The sequence below is a fragment of the Phycisphaeraceae bacterium genome (assembly GCA_019636675.1).
Classification (GTDB): Bacteria; Planctomycetota; Phycisphaerae; order Phycisphaerales; family UBA1924; genus JAHBXC01.
The window spans coordinates 344,459-367,331 of sequence record JAHBXC010000002.1; the positions used below are offsets into that span (position 1 = coordinate 344,459).

Annotated in this window: 12 protein-coding genes; 7 read left to right on the plus strand and 5 right to left on the minus strand. The window is 68.2% G+C overall.

What is annotated here, in order from left to right:
* The first annotated feature begins 1 nt into the window (after nucleotide 1).
* Nucleotides 2-3,283 (plus strand): protein kinase, encoded by a 3,282-nt coding sequence (locus KF684_08110; GenBank protein MBX3352885.1) that lies wholly within the window; start codon nucleotides 2-4, stop codon nucleotides 3,281-3,283.
* Here the strand turns inward: KF684_08110 and KF684_08115 are convergent.
* Nucleotides 3,280-3,483 (minus strand): hypothetical protein, encoded by a 204-nt coding sequence (locus KF684_08115; GenBank protein MBX3352886.1) that lies wholly within the window; start codon nucleotides 3,481-3,483, stop codon nucleotides 3,280-3,282. The two genes, KF684_08110 and KF684_08115, sit on opposite strands and share 4 nt — an antisense overlap.
* Before the next feature lie 95 nt (nucleotides 3,484-3,578).
* Nucleotides 3,579-4,493, minus strand: coding sequence for a hypothetical protein (locus tag KF684_08120; protein MBX3352887.1), 915 nt, complete (start codon nucleotides 4,491-4,493; stop codon nucleotides 3,579-3,581).
* Nucleotides 4,494-4,712: 219 nt separating this feature from the next.
* Between KF684_08120 and KF684_08125 the strand changes: the two genes are divergently transcribed.
* Nucleotides 4,713-5,420, plus strand: a complete 708-nt coding sequence (locus KF684_08125; GenBank protein MBX3352888.1) for a glycine zipper 2TM domain-containing protein — start codon at nucleotides 4,713-4,715, stop codon at nucleotides 5,418-5,420.
* Between the two features lie 5 nt (nucleotides 5,421-5,425).
* Entirely contained in the window at nucleotides 5,426-5,911 is a 486-nt protein-coding gene (locus KF684_08130) for a hypothetical protein (protein MBX3352889.1), read from the plus strand.
* Here KF684_08130 and KF684_08135 read toward each other — a convergent pair.
* Together KF684_08135 and KF684_08140 are read right to left on the minus strand one after the other, a co-directional pair.
* The gene (locus tag KF684_08135) at nucleotides 5,877-7,505 is read right to left on the minus strand and encodes a peptide chain release factor 3 (GenBank protein ID MBX3352890.1); all 1,629 of its coding nucleotides are present in this window, start codon (nucleotides 7,503-7,505) and stop codon (nucleotides 5,877-5,879) included. The two genes, KF684_08130 and KF684_08135, sit on opposite strands and share 35 nt — an antisense overlap.
* A 199-nt stretch (nucleotides 7,506-7,704) precedes the next feature.
* A complete protein-coding gene (locus KF684_08140) occupies nucleotides 7,705-11,220 on the minus strand; it encodes a hypothetical protein (GenBank protein ID MBX3352891.1) in 3,516 nt (1,171 codons plus the stop codon).
* Nucleotides 11,221-11,602: 382 nt separating this feature from the next.
* Here KF684_08140 and KF684_08145 point away from each other — a divergent pair, with 382 nt between their 5' ends.
* The 4 genes from KF684_08145 to KF684_08160 all read left to right on the plus strand — a co-directional run bounded on the left by KF684_08145 (nucleotide 11,603) and on the right by KF684_08160 (nucleotide 20,060).
* A complete protein-coding gene (locus KF684_08145) occupies nucleotides 11,603-14,311 on the plus strand; it encodes a phosphoenolpyruvate carboxylase (protein ID MBX3352892.1) in 2,709 nt (902 codons plus the stop codon).
* Between the two features lie 163 nt (nucleotides 14,312-14,474).
* A complete protein-coding gene (locus KF684_08150) occupies nucleotides 14,475-17,171 on the plus strand; it encodes a hypothetical protein (protein ID MBX3352893.1) in 2,697 nt (898 codons plus the stop codon).
* 69 nt (nucleotides 17,172-17,240) lie between these two features.
* Nucleotides 17,241-19,001 (plus strand): ABC transporter ATP-binding protein, encoded by a 1,761-nt coding sequence (locus KF684_08155; protein MBX3352894.1) that lies wholly within the window; start codon nucleotides 17,241-17,243, stop codon nucleotides 18,999-19,001.
* A 168-nt stretch (nucleotides 19,002-19,169) separates the two neighbouring features.
* Nucleotides 19,170-20,060 carry a hypothetical protein gene (locus KF684_08160; protein MBX3352895.1) on the plus strand — a complete coding sequence of 297 codons (891 nt, stop codon included), beginning with the start codon at nucleotides 19,170-19,172 and terminating at the stop codon, nucleotides 20,058-20,060.
* A 103-nt stretch (nucleotides 20,061-20,163) separates the two neighbouring features.
* Here the strand turns inward: KF684_08160 and KF684_08165 are convergent, their stop codons facing one another.
* A complete protein-coding gene (locus tag KF684_08165) occupies nucleotides 20,164-22,866 on the minus strand; it encodes a protein kinase (protein ID MBX3352896.1) in 2,703 nt (900 codons plus the stop codon).
* Between the last annotated feature and the right edge of the window lie 7 nt (nucleotides 22,867-22,873).

A 22,873-nucleotide genomic window follows, 5' to 3' on the forward strand; every position in this document is an offset into this window, starting at 1 on the left:
CATGGAAGGGTGCCCGCGTCCCGCGGCGTTGGAATCGCTGGCGCACACCGACGACCCAGGCCCGGCGTTGCTGGCTCACATCGAATCCTGTGCGGCGTGTGCCGCGATGGTCCGCGATATCCGCGAGAACCGCGAGTTCCTCCGGCGCCATGCCGGCGCGATCGGCGATGCGCTGCCGGGTTCCTGGCTGAAAGACGAGTCGTGCAGGGACCCGGGTCTCGCACCGGGGTATGAGTTGCTCGAGGTGATCGGGCAGGGCGGGCAGGGGGTGGTGTACAGGGCGGTGCAGGTCGCGACGCGCCGGCCCGCCGCCGTGAAGCTGCTGCTGGGGGGCGTGCTGGCGTCGCCCCGGCAGCGCGTCCGGTTCGAGCGCGAGGTCGAGCTCGCCGCGAGTCTGCGTCACCCGAGCATCGTGAGCGTCTTCGACTCGGGGCTCACGGACCGCGGCGCGCGGTTCGTCGCGATGGAGTTCGTCGACGGCGTTCCGATCGATGAATACTGCGGGACGATCGAGCATCCCGTCAGGGGGTCGCGTGCATGGATCGACGCGGTGACCCGCCTCTTCGTCGCCGTCGCGTCGGGAGTCGGGCATGCGCATTCGAGGGGAGTGATCCATCGGGATCTCAAGCCATCGAACATCCTGGTCGATCGCCATGGCGTGCCGCGTGTGCTCGACTTCGGGCTTGCGCGTCACGCGATGGTGACCGATTCGGGCGCCCCTTCGCTCACGCGTGAGTTCGCGGGCACGCCGGCGTTCGCCGCGCCCGAGCAGCTCCTGGGGGTGGAGGACGAGCCGAGTGCGCGCAGCGATGTGTACGCGCTGGTGGTGACGCTGTACCGCGCCCTCACCGGCGCTCATCCGATCCCGTGCGAGGGTTCGTTCTCCGAAATCATTCGCCACGCCGCGGAGACCGAGCCGACGCCACCCTCGCACTACCTCCCGAAGATTCCGGCGGACCTCGAGACGATCATCCTGCGCGGCCTGTCGAAGGACCCGCACCGGCGATACTCCGACGCGAACGCTCTGTGCGCCGACCTCGAGCACTTTCTCGCGGGCGAGCCGATCGATGCGCGGCGCGACAGCGCGTGGTATGTGCTTTCACGTCTGGCGCTCAAGCACAGACCGATCGTCGGGGCTGGAGTCATCGTGGCCTGCACGCTGCTGGCCGGCGTCATCGGCCTCGCGTTCCTCGCGACGGACCTCGACAAGGCCCGGCGCAGCGCCGAGGCGTCGCTGGCGGAATCCGCGGTGCAGCGCGCCCGGCTGATGGGCAGTCTTGGTGACACAGATCGCGCCGAACAGATCTTGTGGGGTGAGGCCGTTCGCGTCGGTATGGCGGATGATGTGGGCATCGGCTTCACCGGCTCGCCCGAAGCGATCCGGTCGGCGTGGTCGTTGATGGAGCTCTACGCGCGCATGCCGCGAAGATTCCGTACCTCCACGAATGCGGTCACGCCGGCGCTCGGCTTTGATCGCAGCAACGGAGCAGTGTGGAGCGTCGATCGCGCGTTGGTCCGGACCTCATGGGATCTGTCGGGGCGCGGCCGCTCCTTGTCGGCGGCGCCGGGTCTCATATCAGAGGCACGACTGATACTCGCGCCGCGCTCCGAGGGTGGGTTCGTGGCTTTCGCGGCGACCCGGAGCGGGCTCTCGCGCCACGACCTGCGGACCGGCGCCGTTGTCGGGCCGGTCTCGATCGACGCCGACTCGCTTGAGCTCACGGCTTCCGATGACGGCCGTTACCTGGCGTGCGTTACGCGTGGCCCGTCGGGCGCTATCACCATCTACGACGCCGCGACGCTCCGGGTTGTGACGCGCATGCTGGGAGACGCTTTCTCGGTGAGCTTCGCGCGAATAGACGGCGGCCTGGCGCTGCTCGTTGGATCGTGGACGGGGCCGGACGCGCGTGTCTCGATCCTCGCCGAACCCGACTGGGCCGTCGTGCGCACCCTCGCGATGGCGGAGAGCAGCAGGAGCTGGAGAGGCCCGACCGGTGTGCGCGTGCCGCGTCTCTCTCCGAACGAGAGGTATCTCGCGGCGGGGTACAACTCCGATCTTCACCTCTTCGATATCGACAACGAGCACTCCCCGCTCATCGCGGTTGTGCAGGGCCGTTCGCCCATACAGACCATCGATTTCGGCGGCTCCGATTCGACGCTGGCTGTCGGGAGGCACGACGGGGAGGTCACCCTGTACTCGATCCCGACGCTGGAGCCACTCGCGACGTTCCCGGCGGGGAAAGAACCCTCCGGGCTGGCGTATGAGGCGGACGCGGGCGTGTTCGCGCTGGGTGAATCCACGCGTGTGTCCGTGTACGACGCGGCAGATCGGCCCTGGCTCACGCGCATTCCTTCCCAATCGCGGAGTGTTCCTGCGGTCGCGGTTTCGTCGACAGGCACGAGAGCATGGGCCGGAGAAGAGGGAACCCTCATGATCCAGCCGACGCGTGACGACCAGGCGCGCGTCATCCCGGCGCACACGGAGTATGTGAACGGCGTCGCGTTCTCACCCGATGGGTCGCTGCTGGTCACCGGGGCCGCTGACGGTGAGGTCAGACTGTGGAGCGAAGAGGGCGTGCTCGTTCGCGTCATTGGCGCTGAGCTCGGACGCGTATGGAGTGTGCGGTTCAGCCCGGACGGCCGCGCGATCGCGGCGGCCACGGACGGGGGATTCATTCACCTCTGGGGCGTCGACGCCGACCGGGCGTCGGCGAAACTGCGCGCTGACGCCGATCGTGTCCCGATGATCGCGTTCAGCCCCGACGGGAGTCTCATCGGAGCCGGCGCGGCAGGCATCCGCAGTTCGCCGACGGTGTGGGACGCCGCGACAGGGAAACGGCTCGTCGCGCTGGATGTCGGCGGCGTCGCCACGCGCGCCGTGGCGTTTTCCCCGGATGGTCGCGTCTTTGTGACCGCGAGCGATGATCGGGTGATCCGCCTGTGGGACGCGCGGACGGGCGCCCCCCTGCGCGCGATCGGAGGCCTGCCCTGGGGCCCGTACGACCTCGCGTTCCATCCGACGGGGCGCGTCCTGTTCACGGTCGGGCCGGGGGGCGATGTTGTCGTCCTCGATCCGGTCGCCGCCGCGGAGGTTGCGACGATCCATGTGCACGAGAAGTCCACGTTTTCCGTCGCTGTGTCTCGCGACGGTTCGCGGTTGTTCACCGCAGGGCAGGACCCGTTCATCGGGGTCGTCGACCTGTCGCGACTCGCCGGGTATGTGCGTGGAAACGCGCCGTACTGGAGGGAGAGCATCGGGACGACATCGCCGCTGTCGCGTTAGTCGCGTCCGGCGCGTCGCTTCGATCCGACGCCGCGGAGTTTCCACGCGATCACCACGAGCGCAACAGAATTGACGCCCATCGCCCCGATCAGCGCGGGGTTCGGCGACCCGTTGGAAACGCTGAGAACGATGCCGACGCCGATCGCGGTCATCGCGGCGATCGAGACGGCTTGCAGCAGAAGCATCAGAGCGATGCGCATCGTCAGCTCCTTTCACGGGAGACGGGAATCCGCCCCGACCGCGTATGACGGGCGGGGCGGGCACATGAGAGGACCACGCGGAGGGTGGGGCAGACTTATCGCCGGCGGCGGGCGCCGACCAGCCCGGCTCCGAGCAGGAGCGGGAGCGCTCCGGGCGCAGGGACGATCTCGAGGCCGCGGTAGTTGCCGGGCAGGACGAGCTGCGTGAAGCCCTGCATGGCGCCGCCGGTCTGGGCGTACTCGATGAGGTACCCCGAGGAGGTGATCGTGAAGAGCGAAGTCCCGATGGACGCGACCAGATCGTTCGAGTCGTTGACGGTGAAGCCGTACGCGCCGTGAGAGTGCTGGAACGTGCCCGGGGTGCTGTTCGACGCGTCGTTATAGAAGTAGTTGTTCTGGTTGTTGTTGTGGACGAACAGATCGATTCCCCACATGCGCCCGTTGCCGAAACCGGCGCCGTCGAGCTCGCTCAGCGGTTCGTTCGGATCGATCTCTCCGATGTAGGTCACCGCGCCGGTGAGCCCGACCACGCCCCATCGGTTGCTGATGTTCGTGCCGATCGCACCCCAGCCGGCGTACAGGAAGGTCCCGTCGCTGCCGAGCGCCTCGCCTGTGAAGGCGACGCCCTGGAAGCTCAGATTGCCGAGGAGCGTCGCCTGTCCAGCGGTCGGGCCCGTCGTGGCGATGCTGTAGAGGTTGCCGCTGTTTCCGAGGCCAGGAGCGCCGTTGTCGAGCCCGTACAGCACGCCCTGGTGCCAGGCGAGGTCCATGTTGGTGGTGGCGACGCCGAGACTGCCAACGGTCGTGACCGCGCCGTTCGCGTAGTTCACGATGCGCAACTCTCCGGAGTTCACCTCGGTCGTGTAGAATCGCTGCGCCGAAGCGACGGAGGTCAAGCACGCGATCGAGGCGACGCCCGCGAGACAGGCGAGCGTTCTGGACGCTCCGAAGACGGGGCGCGAGTCGGTCAGGACGGGGCGAGCGGCGGCGTTGTTGTGTGCTGCGAGCATTGCGAATCTCCATGGTGTCCGTTCCGGACACGGGGGGTGGTTGTTCCACAGAGACTTGTCGCGGCGCTCGCGGATCTAACAGGTCAGCATCGAGATTTCTTGCGGGAGCGGCCGCCCCGTCGCGGCAGCGCCTTCCGAACCCCTCGGGTGGGGCCGGGGCGACTTGGCCCTCGGGACGGTGTCGGTACGCGCTTCTTCGCGGATCGGTAGAATCGGGGTATGCGGATCAACAGTCATCGTGCGTTCCTCTCGTCCCGGCTTGCCCTAACACTCGCTGCGATCGGCGCCTCGTCCTCGCTGTCGGGCTGCGAGTCCGGAGGGCAGACCGGCGCCCTCGTCGGCGGCGGCTTCGGCGCGCTCATGGGGCAGTCGATCGGAGGCAACACCAGCGGGACGCTGATCGGCGCCGCGGTGGGCACGGGCGCCGGCTACATGATCGGGAACGAGCGCGACCGGCAGGGCGCGCGCGAGGAGCAGGCCCGTCGCGACAGGGAGCGTGAGCGCCGCGACCGCGAGCACGCGGCGGCGCTGCGCGACCTCGAAGCCCGGCAGGCGCAGCTGGAAGCGCAGGGCGCCGCGCCCACGACGGGGACCTTCATCCCGCCCGCGTGGCCCGGGTCGACGCCCGAGATGAAGCCGTTCGCCGACACAGCCTGGCGCGTGACATCGATGTCGCCCCCGCCCCGGCGCGCCTTCCAGTCGATGACGCTGCACTTCCAGCCCAACGGGCACGTCGTGACGACGACGCAGCTGCCCGACGGGACGATGCGCGTCGATTCCGAGACCTACCGCGTGGTCGGCAACACGCTGATCATCAACGGCTCCGACTACCTGACCAACTCGGCGTGGACCCTCAGCGGCAACACGCTCACGCTGGTCAACCAGACCTTCCGGACGACGCTCGAGCGCGTCGGCGATGGGGACTGACGCGGATGGACCTGTCCAGCGACGAACTCCGGAACTACGCGACGGTCGTCGCGGCGCTGGTGGCGCTGCTGGTTTTCATGGTGAATTCGTACCTGCTGGTGCGGAACCGGCGGATCGAGAACGTCGCCAGATTCATCGAAGCGCACGACCGGCTTTTCGACCGGGACGGCTACATCGTGAGGAACATCTCGGCGTTCGACGCGGGCGAACTGAAGCGCGACCACGCCAACCCGCAGATGGAAGGGCTGTTCCATGTGATGCTGATCGAGATCGAGCACCTCGCGATCCTCGCGAATAACAGCGCCGTCTCGCGCCACACGCAGGTCTATATGTTCGGCTGGTACGCGCAGCAGATCCTGTCCGTCATCACCGAGAAGGAGCGCCAAGCGATGGCCTGGGAGCTGGCGCTCGACTACCTCGATCGGCTCTCGACAGACACCGCGGCGTACCAGGCGCTCACGCCCCAGCAGCGCCGGCGTTTCTGGCGCTAGCGTCGGCGCTGTCCTCCAAGGGAACGGTCGAGAGCTCCACCAGCGGGTGGCGCTGCGCGAAGTGGCGCAGGTCCCACTCGTCGGAGAAGAGCAGCATCGGCCGTCCCTGCGCGTCCTCTGCGTACGCCGCGTCGGAAGGGAGGGCGGCGAAGTCGCTCTGCCCGCCCGGCGCGCGGCACCAGCGCGCGAGCGTCCAGCGGGCCGGTTCGAGGCGCGACTCGGCGCCGTACTCCGACTTGAGCCGGTGCTGCACGACCTCGAATTGGAGCGGGCCGACCGCCGCGAGCACCGGGGTCTTGATCATCCCGGCGCCCACCTGGATCTGCTGCACGACGCCTTCCTGCAGGAGCTGATCGACGCCTAGCCGGAACTTCTTGGCGTTGCCTGGCTGGGGGTTGTGCAGGTACGCGAAACACTCGGGCGCAAATGGTGGGATCTCGTGGAACACGACCGAGCGGTCCTCGGCCAGGGTGTCGCCGATGCGCAGGACATCGTGTCCGACGATGCCGACGACATCGCCGGCGTGCCCGTCGTCCACCACCTCGCGCTGCTGGCCGAAGAGGCGCTGCGCGTTGGTGAGTCGGATGCGCTTGCCGCTCTGAACATGCACAACCGACATCTCGCGTGTGAACGAGCCCGACACGATGCGCACGAACGCGATGCGATCGCGATGGCGCGGGTCCATGTTCGCCTGGATCTTGAAGACGAAGCCGCTGAACGACTTGTCCGTCGGCTGGATGACCTTGCCATCCGCCTTGCGCGGGCCCGGGCCCGCGGAATGCTCCAGGAACCCGTCGAGAAACATCTGCACGCCGAAGTTGTTCATCGCGCTGCCGAAGTACACGGGCGTGATCTCGCCCGCGAGCACGCGCTTCTCGTCGAACGACTCCCCGGCGCCCTGCAGGATTTCGACCTCGTCGCGGGTCTGCTCGTAGATATGAGCGTCGAGACGACCGCGGATGGCCGGGTCTTCGAGACCCATGACGTTGACGGGCGCGACATACGCCCCGTGGGGCGTGCGCTCGAACAGGTGGACCTGCTTCGAGAGCCGGTCGTACACGCCCCGGAAGTCCGTGCCCGAGCCGATCGGCCAGTTCACGGGGAACGCGCCGATGCCCAGGATCTTCTCGAGTTCATCGAGCAGTTCGAGCGGGTCTCGCGTGGGGCGGTCGCACTTGTTCATGAAGGTGAAGATCGGCACGCCGCGCCGGCGGCAGACCTCGAACAGCTTGCGCGTCTGGGGCTCGATGCCCTTGCCGGCGTCGATGACCATGACCGCGGCGTCGACGGCGGTGAGCACGCGGTAGGTGTCTTCGGAGAAGTCCTTGTGGCCCGGCGTGTCGAGCAGGTTGACCCTATAGCCGGCGTAATCGAACTGCAGCACGGTCGAGCTGATCGAGATGCCACGCTGGCGTTCGAGCTCCATCCAGTCGCTGGCGGTCGCACGCTGGTTCTTGCGCGCCGTGACGGACCCGGCGAGCCCCAGCGCGCCGCCGTAGAGAAGAAACTTCTCGGTGAGCGTCGTTTTGCCGGCGTCGGGGTGCGAGATGATCGCGAAGGTTCGACGCGGGAGTGAGGATGAGTTCTCGGTCATGACGGTGACAGTCCGGGCGTGGGATCACGGGGATCCTGGCGCGGCGGCGCGCCGGGTGCGGAGCGAGGCGGTGGGGGGACGACAACGACACCGGCCCGCGCGAGGCGGGCGAGCCGTCTGCTAGGGCGGCGTGCAGCCGGTCCGGGGGCAGGGGGTCGTCATGGGTGACGATAGGCGGTCGTGCGGCGGGTGGGGTTGGTCAGCGCGTGACCGCGGACCGGCGCCGACGCGCGAGCGCGAACGCCCCGAGCGAGAGCGCCGCGAGAGAACCGGGCGCAGGCACCACGACCAGTGCGACAACCTCGGTGGGCGTGTAGCGGAGCGTCACGCTCGCCTCATCGGGCAGGCCAACCAGCGTGACGGAGCCGAACTCACCCGAGATGCCCGAGGCCGAGAGGACGAGCATCTCGACCTCTCCGCGCGCTCGCGCGGCCCTGAAGTCGAGCTCGAGCCCCCCCGACAGCGAAGCGTCGCCTTGCACGAACAGCGCGGCGCCCGCGTCGAGGGTGGCCGCGGCCAGGGAGAGCAGCCCGCTTTCTGTCTGCACGAACGAGGCGACTGTCTGCCCAAACAGGTCGAGCAACTGGAAAGCGCCTCGGTTCTCGACGGACGCGACCTGCTGTTCCCCATCGAAGGACAGGGAAGCGTTCTCGGTGATGGTCAGCGCGTCGGCGCTCGCCAGGGTGAACGGCGACGCGAAGCGGGAGTGGCCGCTCTGGATGACGATGGTTCCTTCGGAGGCGAGCGTGCTGCCGGACTCGAACAGCCAGGCGCCGCCGAGGACGAGCTCGGCGCCAGCGTCGACGACGATGTCGGCGTGATTCTGTCCGCCGCCGAGGAGACGGAGGCGCCCGTTCACCTCGATGTCGGCGTGGTTGACGACGCGTCCGTTCACGGTCGTCGTGCCGGGGCCGGACGCGCGGATCGATCCGCTGTTCGTGATGCGCCGGTTGACGAGAAGTTCGGCGCCCGGCGCGAGGTCGGCGACGGCGCCGGCATCGACGAGAAGTTCACCGCCGGTGATCACGCCGCCGGTGGCGTTCAGGGAGTGCGCGACGCGCACCGCGCCGGCGCCGCCGATGGAGCCGGACGAGATGGACGCGGCGCCGAAGAGGTGCAGGGACTCGTCGACGAGGATCGAACCCCCGGCAACCTCGAACGCGCCGTGCGCGTCGACATGCTTGCGGAAGGTCCCTGTGCCGGCGGTGCTTCGCAGGGCGCCGCGGAGCGTGGTGTCGTCTTCAAAGAAGGACGGCCCGTTCTGGAGAAGGATCGTCGAGTCGGTGTCGAGGCCGGCAAGGAATCGCGTGTTTCCCAGCAGACGGAGCTCACCGGAGAACCCGGAGAGCGGGTCGGCGATGAGGTGTTGCGTGCCGAGGGCTGTGCGGAGTTCGATGGTCCCCGATCCGGTCAACGCGGAACCATCGAGGAGGCGGAGTGAGTTCTCGATACGCAGCACGCCGCCATCGAGAGACACGGCGCCGGCGTTCTCGAGAATATCGATCGTGGTCGTGCCGGGCCCGAGCAGGAGGTCGGCGTTGTTCAAGAGATGGAGGCCGGTATTGCTGCTGCTGATGAGACGCGCTGTCGCGGCGGTGCGGAGATCCATAGTCCCGTTGTTGACGATTTCGAAACGGCGCGTGCCGGTCCCCGGAGCGCTCACGATTACGCTCGAAGCGTCGGCGCGGATCTCCGCCCCCTCGGCGTTGGTCAGCGTGTTCGTGCTTGCGCCGACGGCCGCGAGCGCGGAGAGCAGCATCAGTCCCTCGTTGCGGATGTTGGCTTTGAGGTAGGCCGACTGACTCGCGCTGCCGACGCGTGCGACGGCGGTCGATTCGATGATCCTCGCGCCGAGCCCCTCGATGATGCCGCGGTCGATCCAGTCGAGCGATTCGGCGAATCGAACCGTGGTCGAGCCGGTGAGTCCGCCCCCGGCGCCGATCACGATCCTGTCGAAGGTGAAGTCGGTGTTGGCGACGAAGAGCCTCTGGGCGGTGGGGTCTGTGCTGCTGACCAGACTGCCGCCGACGAGGCGCACTGCTCCACCGATCGACAGATCGCCCCCGTTATGGCGGAACTGCCCGCTCGCGGTCGTGATCAGATCGCCCCCGATCTGAAGCGTGCCTGCGCTGATGACGAGATCGGAGATGCCCATGTCCCCCGCGAGCGTGGTCGTCGATCCCGCGTGCAATGTCGCGGCAAAGAAGTCCATCCGTTGCGTGGCTGGCCCGCCCATGAACGCGTGCTGATTGAGGTTCGCGAACATGCGCGAGCCGTTCACGAGTTCGATCGTGCCGAAATTCGTCAGCGAGTTTGCGCCAGGCATGCTCGGCGCACCGATCTGGTTCTGGAAGGCGATATGACCGAAGTTGAGGAACGAGAGCTGGTTCGGTTGTGAGTTCAGTGCTCGATCGAGTGCCGACACCGTGACCGTTCCACCGGCGTTGTTGACGAAGAGCGAGTTAGTCGCGATCGTCCTGGCTGAGAGGTTGCCCTCGTTCGTTGCGACACGCCAAAGGAAATCAAGACTCGCGTTCGGGCTCGTCAGCGAGAAGGACGAATCGAAGCGAACGGTCGGCTGCTGGAGCGGATCGGTGATCGAGGGGGAGCCGAGGAAACGCGCGGCTCCGGCGTTCAGATCCGAGTCGCGGAAGGTGAAGTTCGCGGGCCCCAGGAAATCGCCGTTGATCTCGACGACATTGCCGAAGTCCTGATCGACGAGGAAGGTATTGGCGTTCCGGAAGCGGTAGGTGGGCGCGCCGCCGATGGTGAAGTTCATCTCGTTGCGGCCGTTGAAGATCACGGTCCCGTCGCTGGTGATCGAGCCCTGGGCGAAGCGGTTCGTGATAGGCGGATTGCCGCTACCCCCCAGCGAAAGCGTCGAGCCCGCATGGGCGACGATATCGAGTCGCGAGTCGATGCCCTGGGTCAGCTGCATCGTGACGCCCGATTCGACGGTCACGGAACCGATGAGGAGCGAGGTGGGCCCCAGCTCGCGCCCTCGGATCGTGTTGAACCCGGACTCGGCGATGACGTTCAGGTTCGTGCCGAAGGTGTCGATCCGCGCGTTTCGCATCCGCAGTAGCGCGCCGGGATTGAACGCCAGGCCGGTGTTGAACCGAGCCCCGCCCTCAAGGGCGACATCGCCATTGAGTGTGGTCAGAACGCTGAACTGCGTATAGCCGCCACCGCTCGCCCCCAGGAGCCGCGCTCCGTCCCCGAAGCGGAGCGTGCCCGTGCCGGTGATCGTGCTCGAGGTCGCGTGGAAGTCCGTGAAGATCTGCGCGAGCCCGTTGAAGCGGACTGTTCCCACCGAGGTATCGATGAGGCCGCCCGTCTGGATGAGGTCGTTGAAGATCAACTCGCCGGACGCGTTCCCGTTGCGGATCGTGCCTGCCTCGATGCGTGTCTCGCCGCGGACCTCGAACCCGGGTTGGAAATTGCGCAGCGTCGCCGAGTCGGACAGCAGGCGGAGCCCGGCGAGGCTGATGCCCGCCACATCGGCGGAGATCGTGTACGCCGGCCCGACGGCGTCGATGACGGCGATCTGGTTGGTGCGAGGGGCGATGCCAGGCGTGCCGGGCGCCGTCCACCGGGAGGCGGTGTTCCACTGCCCGTTGGCCGCGTTGATCCAGAACGACTCGACCGTGCCGGCCGACGCCGCGGACCCGGCGACAGCGAGCAGCGCCGCGGTGTGGACGTTACTGAATGCCATCGGTGACGCTCCCGCTCCGCCCTCCGGTGGAAACCGGGGCGCATGCCTGTACAGACGAACTGCGGCCCGTCGCCGCCGGATTCTGATCCCGGGGGCAAGTGTACTGGCGCCAACCGGCTGTCACAAGCAAAACTTCGTGGGGGCGACTCCCTGTGGTGCAGGAAATGCAACAAGGCGGTCTGAGACTGTGAAACAGGGAAAGATGTTCCGGGCTCGCTGCGGCTACTGGTGGAGCTGAGGTTAGGAGACGGTGCGTCGGCCTCGTCGCTCACGAATGCGGCTTCCACAGGACGCCTCTGTCTGTGCGGGATGAACCCGATCGCGAAGCCCCGCGAATCCTGAGACGATGCGCGCGTCGTCCGGCGCCGATACCATGCCGGGCATGGACTCGCCGCTCGCACGCGATATCGCCTGGCTCCACGAGCGACTCGACGAGGTTGAGACCCCCGGGGTGCGCGAGTGTCTGGCGCGGACGCGGGAGGCGTCGGCGCGGATGCTGGCGTCGGGCGATCTCGACCCGTCGCTGGCGGGCATGGGGCTCGATGAGATCCACGCGGTTCTCAAGCACCTCACCATCCGTTTCCACCTGCGCAACAAGGCCGAGCAGCTCCAGATCGCGCGCATCAACCGGCGCCGGGCGAGCGAGGAAGCCGGCGGGAACCCGCGCCCCGAATCGCTCAGGGAAGCCGTCGACGCGATCGCGCGAGAGGGGGTCGCGCTGGACCGGCTGCTCGGCGCCATCGGGCGGCTCGACATCCGTCCCACGCTGACGGCCCATCCGACCGAGTCGCGCCGGCGCAGCGTCATGCAGAAGCAGTCGCGCATCGCTGATCTGCTGCGCATCAACGACGCTGCCGACGCGACCCCGGCGGAGCGTGCGAGGGCCGAGGGACGGGCGCGACAGACACTCTCGGTGCTTCTCGCGACCGACGAGGTGCGCGCGCAGCGTCTTGAGGTGATCGACGAGGTGCGCAACGGGCTGCACTACCTCTCCGGCACGATCTGGGACGCGGTCCCGGCGCTGTATCGGGATCTGGCGTCTTCGTTACGCGAACGATTCCCGCGTGAGACGGGCTCGCTGAGCGTCTGCGACCTTCCGTGCTTTCTCAGGTACAGGTCGTGGATCGGCGGCGATCGTGACGGGAACCCGAAGGTGACGGGTGAACTCACCCGTGCGGCGCTGACCGAGATGCGCGCGGCCGCGGTCGCGAAACACCTCGAGGGCCTCGAGGCGATCTATCAGGAGCTGAGCGTTTCGGATCGGCTCGCACCGATCGACCCGGCGCTCCTGGAATCGATCGAGCGCGACGCGCGAGAGCGGGCGCTCGATCCCGGTCTGGTGCGACACCTGCGCCACGAGCCGTTCCGCGTGAAGGTGCGCTCCATGCAGGCGAAGCTCTCCGACCCGGCCTACGCGGCGTCGAGTTTCGTCGAGGAGCTTCTCATACTGCGCCGCGCCGCGGCGCACGCGGGGCTGGCGGAGTTCGCGCAGGACGGGCCAATCGCCGACGCGATCGTCCGGGCGCGGGTCTTTGGCTTCCACCTCGCGGCCCTGGACATCCGTCAGCACAGCCGCGTGCACGAGGGCGTCGTGGGGGAGATGCTGCGGATCGCGGGCGTGGCGCGGGATTACGCGTCGATGCACGAGCGCGACCGTGTCGCGACGCTCCGCGCGGAACTCACAACATCTCGCCCGCTGTTATCGAAGCGTGCTGCGCTCTCGTCCGAGACCCGGGAGCTGCTCGACACGCTCGGTGTTGTCGCGGCGGCGGTGGAGCGCGAGCCCGAATCCGTTGGCTCGTACATCGTCAGCATGGCCCACGAAGTCAGCGATATTCTCGAGGTGCTCGTGCTGCTCCGTGAGGTCGGGCTGTGGTCGATCGATGGGGGCGTGACCCGTTGCCCGATCGATGTCGCCCCGCTGTTCGAGACGGTCGACGACCTCGAGCGTGCCGGAGCGGTTCTTCGCGAGTTGTTCTCGGAGCCGGCGTATCGAGCGCATCTCGCGTCGAGAGACGGGTTCCAGGAGGTCATGCTCGGGTATTCGGACAGCAACAAGGACGGCGGGTACTGGGCGGCGAACTGGCGCCTGTATCGCGCGCAGGACGACCTCGCGCGCGTGTGCCGCGACGCCGGGGTGTCGTTCCGGTTCTTCCACGGCAGGGGTGGCACGGTCGCACGAGGGGGCGGGCGCGCCCACCGGGCGATCCTGTCGAGCCCGCGTGCCAGCCGCAACGGGAGGATCAGGTTTACGGAGCAGGGCGAGGTCATCTCGTTCCGGTACGCGATGCCCGAGCTGGCGCACCGTCACCTTGAGCAGATCGTCAACGCGATGCTGCGCAGCGTCGACGCCGGCGCGCCGGAATCATCCGGGCCGGACGGGTTTCACGACGTGATGGATTCGGTGGCGCAGCGGTCCCGGTCGGTGTACCGCGGGCTGATCGACGATCCGGGGTTCTGGGGCTGGTTCGTGGGGCGTTCGCCGGTGCTGCACATCGGTGATCTCCCGATCGCCTCTCGCCCCGTGCTGCGATCGGGGCGCGAGGTGCGGTTCGAGAACCTGCGCGCGATCCCCTGGGTGTTCGCGTGGACGCAGATGCGGTACAACGCGCCGGGCTGGTACGGCGTGGGCGAAGCGTTCGAGCGAGAGGTGATGGCGGACGGCTCGCGCGTCGAGGCGTGCCGGGCGGCCTATCGGGAGGGCGGGTTCTTCAGGGCGTTCATCGATAATGCGCAGCAGGAGATGGCGCGGGCGCGTCTGCCGGTGGCGCGCTGGTACGCCTGGGAAGAGGGGCGGGCGTTCCACGATCGGCTCGCGCGCGAGTACGCGCTGGCGGAGCGGGCGATCCTGGCGATCACGGGGCAGCGGGCGCTGCTCGACAACAACCCGGTCATCCAGCGGTCGATCCACGAGCGGAACCCAGACACCGACGCGATCAACGCGCTGCAGGTCGAGTTGCTTCGTCGCTGGAGGGAGTCGCCGGGCGCCATGGGCGCCACGCGGGACGCGGGGGACGACGGGGCCAGGCTGCGGCGGCTGATCCTGCTGAGCGTGAACGCGCTGGCCGCGGCGATGCAGAGCACGGGCTGAGCGTCCAGCCGAGGGCCGGGGGCGTTCCGGGGTCGGCGCAAGGCCTTGGGGGGCATCCGGTTCTCGATGCTCCCGGGGGGATCGGACCGATACACGGGGAGGTCACCCAAGGTCTGCGCTCAGCGTGGACCGGAGTTCACACTCACGGAACGGATCCCGACGCATGCGCACGCGCTCTCTTTCGGTTTCGCATCTCGCGCTCGCGGTCGCCGCGGGTTCGGCGCTCTCGCTTTCGGCGTGTGTCTCGGTCTCGAAGCGGACGGCGCGGTCGACCTCCCTGGAAGAGGCGCGGGTGAGCTCCGGGGTGGTGGTTGACGAGAAGGACTCGGAACAGCTGTCGATCGCGATCGCGCAGATCGAGCGCCAGCGCCAGCACGAGGCGCAGGTCCGCGCGTCGCTGGCGCGGCGCACGCCGACCGTCGTGGTGGAGACGGCCTCTCCGGGGGTGTTCGGGCAGCCCTCGGAAGCGGAGATGCTCGAGCGTCACCCCTCGCTGCCGGAAGGGTCGGGCAAGGCGGTGTCGGTCGGGCGTCTGAGCGACACGGAGGTCATCGAGCTGCTCGAGACGGTCGCGATGAAATATCAGGTGGAGCTGGGGTACTCGCCCGCGGCCTCGACGCTGGCGGACTTCCTGCCCCCGGGCGACAGGTCGGACCTGACGATCGTGCTGGCGCGGAACTCCGAGCAGGGGCTGCGACTGGTGCGCCTGAGTCACCGGAGGTATCTCTCGCAGGCCGGGCAGCTCGTGGCGCACGCGATCGTGATCGGGCCGCACGGCGTCGCGGCCAACGCGGACGTGGAGCGTGCGGAGCCGTGGACGAGCGAAGCGGTCGCGACAGCGCTGGAGATGCGATCGCGACTGACGCTGCCGGACCTCGAGGCGCAGATCGTGCAACTGAGCTATGTCGACGCTGCGTCGGCGATGAAGGCGCTGCGGAACCTGGGCGTTCAGGTGGTGGGCGAGAACGACATCATCAGGAACGAGGTGGACTTCGCGCGACTGCCGATCGTGACGATGATGCCGGCGCCGCAGGGCGAGGCGATGACGCTGATCGGCGCGAACGAGGCGCGGGTCGCCAACGCGAGCGGGATGTTCACCTTCCCGACCACGACGAACCGGATGGAGACAGAGACGGTTTCGGGGCGCTCGTCGCAGCTCCTGGTGATGTTCCACCCGGCGCACCCGGAGCAGCACAGCCGGGTGCTGCGTCTGCTGTCGGATCTGATCGACGTTCCGGCGCGCCAGGTGTTCATCGAGGGCATGGTGATCGAGATCGGCGACGAGGGTCTGAAGGAGCTCGGAGTCGAGTGGCAGTTCCAGGACGGTTCGCTGCAGCTGCTGCTCGGATCGCTGGATCCTTCTCGCGCGGTCTCGACGCTTGTGGGGAGCGTTGACAGCGAGTTGAGTCTGCCGACCGAGTGGCTGGTCCGTCTTCGCGCGCTCGTGACGCAGCGGAAGGCGGAGATCCTGTCGCGCCCCAGCGTGGTCACGCTGGACAACAGGCAGGCGACGATCCGCGTGGGGACTGACATCCCGGTCGCGACGAGCCAGGAGGGCTTGAGCGGGAACGCGTCGAAGATCTCGTTCGACTTCCGGTACATCCCAACCGGGATTCTGCTGAACGTCCGGCCGCGCATCGACGCGGAGAGCAACGAGATCAGTCTGCAGATCGATACGACGGTGTCGGCGCCGATCCCCGGGCAGGATCTCGAGCTTCGCGGCGAGGATGGGCGCGTGCTCGCGTCGGCCCCGACCATCGCGAGCCGGCGGGTGCAGACCTACGCGAGGATCCCGAACAACACGCCTCTGATCATCGGCGGGCTGGTGAGCCGCCAGGACAGCTACATCTCGCAGAAGGTGCCCCTGCTGGGGGACCTTCCGCTGCTGGGGCCGCTGTTTCAGTCGCAGCGATGGGAGGAGTCGAAGCGCGAGGTGATCATCGTGCTGACGCCCTACGTGCTGCCCGAGACGACACGCCTCGGGCGCATGAACCCCCGGTCGGAGGGCACCTTCGATATCTCCGGCTTTACCCTGCATCGCGACGTGCACCGCCTTCGCGAGGCGGAGGTGTTCGACCTGAGTTTCCTGACGACCAACGCGCGTCTGCTCGCGGCGAGGAGGCAGGTGAACGACCTCGTGCGGTCGAACTTCCGCTTCGCGGCGGTGCACCCGTTCAGCGACTTCACCGGGGAGCGGATGCCGGGCGAGCACATCCTGGTCGAGCGGATGATGTACGAGGTCATCAAGAATCTGGAGCTGACCGAACCCGTCGACGCGGAGCGGATCATCCTGTTCGGCGAGGACTCGAACGCCGGGTACAGGGTGCGGTTCCTGCGCAGCGTGCTGGCGGAGCATGGCGGGGGCGCCGACATGAACGAGTTCTTCACGAACAACCCGGGCAAGGCGCTGGCGATCCGGTATTTCTTTGATCGTGAAGTGACTCGTCCCGGGAAGCTGGGGACGGAGCGGATCCCGGAGATCCAGGTGGTGGACTGCGCCGATCGCGCGGAGTGGGGGCGCCTGCTCTGGGACATGAACCAGCCCGACGAGCAGGGCCGGGAGACGGCGACCGTGCTGCTGCACGGGCCGCAGGACCTGCTCCGGCTTCGCCGGGCGATCGTGCTCAAGCAGATGGCGATCCTGAACGGGGGGATCGGCTCCCAGCGTCTGAAGCACTTCCACGTCGGGACGATGCTGCAGCTGCCCGACATCAAGAGCGGGGAGGTGCAGGTGATCGATTCGGACGTCGCGAAGCACTTCTTCCAGACCGAGCACTACTACTCGGCGACGATCGAGCGGATCGAGTCTGCGCTGGGCGAGCTCGCCGAGGCGTTCCGGAACATCCGCCAGTCCCCCTGAGGCCGCGCCGCGCGGCGTCACGCGGTTTTTTGCTCGGCTCCCCGGCCCCGATCTGGTACGCTGATCGCAGTGCGCCCCGTGCTCTCATCCAGCCCTCCCGGGCGGGCCGTCGATGCGGCTGAGAACCAGCCCCGGATCGACAGGGTGTCGCTGCGCCGATACACCGGGAAGATCTCGGCGGTGGTGCTGCTGCTGGCGTGTCTGACGGCGGTCAACATGGCCGTGCCGTACGCGCTCAAGCTGATCGTGGACAGGGTGCTGCCCGGGCAGGACCGCGAGCCGGAGTGGTCGCTGATCTGGTGGATTCTGGGCGGGCTTGCGGTCGCCTATCTGCTGCGCAACGCGCTGTTCTTCTGGAGCCGGATGCTCAGCGTGAAGATCGCCGAGAACCTCGCGTTCGGGCTGCGCAGCGAGTTGTTCGTGCACTTGCAGGGTCTCAAGATCGACTGCGGCGGCGCGGAGCACGCCGGCAAGCTCTCGTCGCGCGTGATGGACGACACGAGCCGGCTGCAGCAGTTCATCCAGGAGCATCTGCCGAAGATGCTCTTCAACGGGATCAGCTTCGTGGTGCTGCTCTCGGTGATTTTCATGGTGAACTGGCGGCTCGCGGTGGCGACGGTGTTGCTGCTTCCGCTGCACTTCCTGACGTTCCGGACGTTCAACTCGCCTCTGCGCCACACCTACGCGATCGCGCAGGACCACTTCGCCGAAGCGCAGGGCGCGCTGGTCGAGCGGCTGATGGGCATGGAGGTCGTGAAGGGCTTCACGGCGGAGCATCGCGAGAAGCGGATGTTCGACTCGTCGATCTCGGCGATCAGGCGCGCGTTCATCCGTTCGCAATATCTCCACGTGGGGCAGAAGGTCGTCGCGGACCTGCTCATCGGCGCAGGGACGATCGTGCTGCTCGGTTTCGGCGCGTGGCAGGTGGTCTCGGGCGTGATGACCACGGGCGAGTTCTTCATGTTCCTCGGGTACGCGATGATGCTCTACCCAACGGTGCTCGACGGGCTCAGCAGCGCGAGCCACATGGCGCGCGCCCGCGCGAGCGCGGACAGGATCAACGAGGTGCTCGCGGCGAGGACCGACGAGGAGGAGCTCCTCGCGGCGGAGGACGGACGCCCGCCCATCGTCGGCAGGATCGTCTTCGACCGCGTCGGGTTCGCGTACCCGGATCAGGAGCAGACCGTCAAGGACATCTCCTTCACGATCGAGCCGGGGGAGCGCGTCGCGATCGTTGGGCCCAGCGGCGTGGGGAAGACCACGCTGGCGAACCTCATCCCGAGGTTCCACGACCCGACAGCCGGAACCGTGTTCATCGACGGCAGGCCGACGACCGACTGGCCGCTCGGGCAGCTGCGCGCCGGGATCGGCGTCGCGTTCCAGGAGGTCTTCCTGTTCAACTGCTCGATCTGGGAGAATGTTCTGTACGGGCGCACCGACTCGACGGTCTACGAGGTGATCGACGCGTGCAAGGTGACGGGCGCGCACGACTTCATCGAGAAGCTCCCGGTGGGGTACGCGTCGACCCCCGGCGCGATGGGCGGGCGGTTCTCGCGGGGCGAGCGCCAGCGGATCTCGCTGGCGCGCGCGATTCTGAAGTCGCCGCGCATCCTCATCATGGACGAGGCGACCTCGTCGCTGGACCCGGCGGCGGGGGTCCAGGTGATCAGGTCGGTGTTCGAGGCGTTGCCCGACTCGACGATCGTGGTCATCACGCACGACCCGGCGATCTGGCGGCTGGCCGATCGCGTCATCGAGATCACCCCGACGGGGGTCGAGTTCCGGGCGAACCCGGCGCGGGTCGGCGCCGGCGCGCTCGAGGACGCCTGACGCGCAGCCGTTCCCGGGAAATCACTGGTTCCGGGGCTCTGGGGAGTAGGTTGGCGCCTTGTTTGGGTTGTCGATCCGGGCAATGTTTGTATCTTGGACGCGGGGCCGGGCTTGGGAGCGTCCCCAGCCCGGTTGTTTCTGAACGAAAACGGTAAGGGAGGAAAGAACATGTCTCGACTTCTCGCAGCGGCGGTCACGCTCGCGTTCTGCGCCCATGGCGCCGCGAACGCGCAGTACGTCATGATGGCCGACTCGACGAACAACCGCATGGTGTTGTTCAACCCGTTCGACGGCTCGCTGGTCAACTCCAACTACTTCGGGCTCGCGGGCGGCACGCCGGTCCACGCGCTCCAGGTCAACAACGAGATCTGGGTCTCTGAGCAGGTCGGCGATCGGATCGCTCGCTTCGACCTGTTCGGCAACTCGCTCGGCGCGATCACGGGCGGGCTCGACAACATCCGCGGCATGGGGTTGGTGAACAACACGGTCTATGTGACCAACGCCGGGACGGCCAACGGCGCCCCGGGCGCCGCGGTCGTGATGTTCGATACGGCAGGGAACAACATGGGCTCGTTCTCGACGGTCGGCACGGCGCCCAGCCCGTTCGGCGTCCTCGCGTACCGCGGCGACATCCTCGTGTCGTCGAGCAGCGCGAACGACGACATCCATCAGTATTCTCTGACGGGCGTGTCGCTCGGGACCTTCCACAACACCGCGAACCTCAACTTCGCCGAGCAGATGGCCTACGCCACCAACGGGGACATCCTCGTCGCCGGGTTCTCGTCGAACAACATCGTGCGCCTCGACGCCAACGACGGCAGTCTCCTCGGCTCGTTCACGGCGTCCGGCGCGCGCGGCGTCTACCAGCTCGGCAACGGCAACATCATGTGGACCAGCGGAACCGGGGCGTTCGTGTTCGATGTGAACACCGGCGGAAACACGCTTATCTACTCTGGCGGCGGTCGCTATCTCGACTTCCTGGCCATCCCGACGCCCGGCGCCGCCGCGGTGATGGGCCTCGCCGGCGTCGCGTTCGGCGCTCGTCGTCGTCGCGACTGATCGATCTCTGAGAATCACCAAACGACAACGCCGGGCTCGCGGGCCCGGCGTTGTTCTTTTCGGATGTGCTTCGGCGCGAGTGGTCGGGCGTGCGCGCTGCGTGTCAGTTCCCGGCGCCCATCTCGTCGACTCGAGCGAGGAGCTCGCCGATCTGGGCGCGGATCTGTGGCTCGTCGCCCCTCGTCTGGCCGCGGGTCTCGAGCTGCTCGAGCACGGTGAGCCCTCGTTCGGAGAAGCCCCGCGCCCGCGTCAGGAGGGGCGCGCGCTGGGCAGGGTTGGTCGACGACTCGGCCTGCGCGATGGCGGCGCGGGAGAGCAGGGTGAGCGTGTAGCAGAGGTCGCGCTGATAGACCGCGTTCGCGGGGTCGCGACGGGCGAGGTCGGCGGCGACCGTTTCGGCGAGCTCGAACTGCGCGAGCGCGTCGGCGTAGCGGCCCGAGTCGAGGAGCAGGGTCCCGAGCCGGTTGCGCTGCACGCCGACGCTTCTGGCGAGCGAGAGGTTCTCCGGGGAGGACGCGGCGAGGGCCTCGCTGTCGGCGATGACGGCGCGCTGGATCTCGATGGCGCGCGCGGTCTGGGCGTTGGCGTGCAGGGCCTCGGCGAGCCTGCCCCGATAGATCGAGGCGTCGCGCCGGAGGCGCGCGTCCCCGGGGTCCTCGACCAGCAGCCCGGCCACGAGCGTGACCGCCTCGTCGAGGGAATCGATCGCGGCGGGCGCGTCGCCCATCGCCAGGCGGACGCTGGCGATGGAGTAGAGCGCGACGGCGAGGTCGCGCTTCTGGCGCGCGCCGTCGGGGTGGTCAGCGGCGAGGGCCCGGCGGTCCTGGACGGCGGCGCCGTAGCGACGGCGCGCGTCTTCGAGGTCCCCGGCGCGGTTGGACAGATCGCCGAGCGCGATAAGGGCGACCGAGCGGTCGCGCCGTGCGCTCTCGTTGAGGGAATCGCCCGCCAGGGTCCGCTCGGCCGCGACGAGGGCGCCCTCGTACGCGAGGCGGGCCTCGCCCTGCTTGCCGAGCCGTTCGAGCGTCTGCCCGGCGCTCAGGTTGGCCGCCAGGAGGCGCCGGTGCGTGTCGGCGGTGCGCGACTCAACGGGGATCGCGTCGAGAAGCGCGATGGCGCGGGTGTATCGCTCGAGCGCGGGCTCTGTCTTGCCGGTTTCGCGCAACATATCGCCGGTCTTGATGAGGGCCGAGGCGACCTCGCCGGCGAGGGAAGCGCTGTCGGGCGTGCGCGCGAGCAGGCGCTCTCTGGTCGCGAGTGCGGCCTCGTACTGCGCGAGGGCCGCGTCGCGTTCGCCGGCGTTGCCGGAGCGGATGCCGCCGAGGGCGTCGCCCAGGCGTTCACGCACGAACGCGAGGTCGCGCTGGAGCGCGCCGTCGTCGGGGTGCCCCTGCTCGAGGCGCTCGAGGCGCTCGCGTGAGCCCTCGAAGAGGAGCCGGCGCGCCTCGACCGAGCCGCGGGTCTGCATGGCGCTGTCGACATCGCCCGCGAGCGTGGTGAGCGCGTCGCGCAGGTCGACGGCGAGGCGTTCGGCCGACGCTCGCTGCACGGCTTCCGCGTCGCGGGCCCGGGCGGCCTGGTTGGCGGAGTACGCTGTCCCCACGAGCCCGATCGCGAGGGACGCGGCGACGAGGCCGCCGGCGACGACGCCCACGCGGTTGCGCTCGACGAACTTGCGCGAGCGGTAGACCAGCGTGTCGGGGCGCGCCACGACCGGGTAGTTCTTGAGGTGTCGGTCGAGGTCTTCGGAGAGCTGCTGCGCCGAGCGGTAGCGGCGCGAGGGCTCTTTGCGGAGCGCCATGAGGACGATGTTGTCGAGGTCGCCGCTGAGGCGCTTGGCGAGGCGCTCGGTGTCGCGCTTGGCGGTCGACGGATCGCCGGAGGTGAGGGGCCCGCTGCGCGGCTTGGAGGTGGCGGGCTGCCCGGTCTTGCTCGGGAGGTCGGCGCGCGTGATGGCGGTGCTGGGGCGTTCCGGCGCCTCTTCGCAGATGACGCGTTTGACCTCTTCGAGGACACGGCTCTGCAGGCGATAGGGGCGTCGCCCGGTGAGCAGCTCGAAGAGCACGACGCCAAGCGAGTAGATGTCTGACGAGGTCGAGACATTCTCGCCGGTGACCTGCTCGGGGCTGGCGTACTCGGGCGTCATGAGGCGCACGTACGCGGCGGTGGGCTCGTAGTCGGCGCTGACGAGCCCGGGGTTGAGGAGCTTCGCGATGCCGAAGTCGACGAGCTTGGGCTCGCCGGTGTCGGTCACGAGGATGTTGCCGGGCTTGAGGTCGCGGTGCACGACGAGGTTCTGGTGCGCGAAGTGGACCGCTTCGCAGACCTTGCGGAACAGCTCGATGCGATCGGCGATGCTGAGCCGGTGATCGTCGCAGTAGCGGTCGATCGGCTTGCCGCGGATGTGCTCCATGACGAAGTAGGGGCGCCCGTCCTCGGTCGCGCCGGCGTCGAGCAGTCGCGCGATGTAGGGGTGCTCAAGGGCGGCGAGGAGCTTGCGCTCCAGCTCGAAGCGCCGGAGGAGGTCTTCGGTGTCCATGCCTCGCCGGAGCACCTTGACGGCAACGCGCGTGCGCACGCCCCCGGCGTCGCGGATGCCGAGGTAGACCACGCCCACGCCGCCCTTGCCCAGCACGTCGGTGATCGTGTAGGGCCCGATGTGGTCTGGCGTGGGTTCCTCGCCGGTGGAGGTGGCGGGCCGGTTGGTCCCAGACGCCGGTGCCGAGTGGGGCGTGGGCGTCAGTGGCTGTGTTTCAAAGTCCTCGGGAAGACCACCAGCGTTGGAGGGATCGTGGTTGTCGGCCATGTTCGCT

Excerpts from the sequence above, each read along its gene's own strand:
- KF684_08115 (MBX3352886.1), bottom strand. The coding sequence starts at position 3,483 with ATGCGCATCGCTCTGATGCTTCTGCTGCAAGCCGTCTCGATCGCCGCG.
- KF684_08135 (MBX3352890.1), bottom strand. The coding sequence starts at position 7,505 with ATGACCGAGAACTCATCCTCACTCCCGCGTCGAACCTTCGCGATCATC.
- KF684_08140 (MBX3352891.1), bottom strand. The coding sequence starts at position 11,220 with ATGGCATTCAGTAACGTCCACACCGCGGCGCTGCTCGCTGTCGCCGGG.
- KF684_08125 (MBX3352888.1), top strand. The coding sequence starts at position 4,713 with ATGCGGATCAACAGTCATCGTGCGTTCCTCTCGTCCCGGCTTGCCCTA.
- KF684_08160 (MBX3352895.1), top strand. The coding sequence starts at position 19,170 with ATGTCTCGACTTCTCGCAGCGGCGGTCACGCTCGCGTTCTGCGCCCAT.
- KF684_08145 (MBX3352892.1), top strand. The coding sequence starts at position 11,603 with ATGGACTCGCCGCTCGCACGCGATATCGCCTGGCTCCACGAGCGACTC.
- KF684_08130 (MBX3352889.1), top strand. The coding sequence starts at position 5,426 with ATGGACCTGTCCAGCGACGAACTCCGGAACTACGCGACGGTCGTCGCG.
- KF684_08110 (MBX3352885.1), top strand. The coding sequence starts at position 2 with ATGGAAGGGTGCCCGCGTCCCGCGGCGTTGGAATCGCTGGCGCACACC.
- KF684_08165 (MBX3352896.1), bottom strand. The coding sequence starts at position 22,866 with ATGGCCGACAACCACGATCCCTCCAACGCTGGTGGTCTTCCCGAGGAC.
- KF684_08150 (MBX3352893.1), top strand. The coding sequence starts at position 14,475 with ATGCGCACGCGCTCTCTTTCGGTTTCGCATCTCGCGCTCGCGGTCGCC.
- KF684_08120 (MBX3352887.1), bottom strand. The coding sequence starts at position 4,493 with ATGCTCGCAGCACACAACAACGCCGCCGCTCGCCCCGTCCTGACCGAC.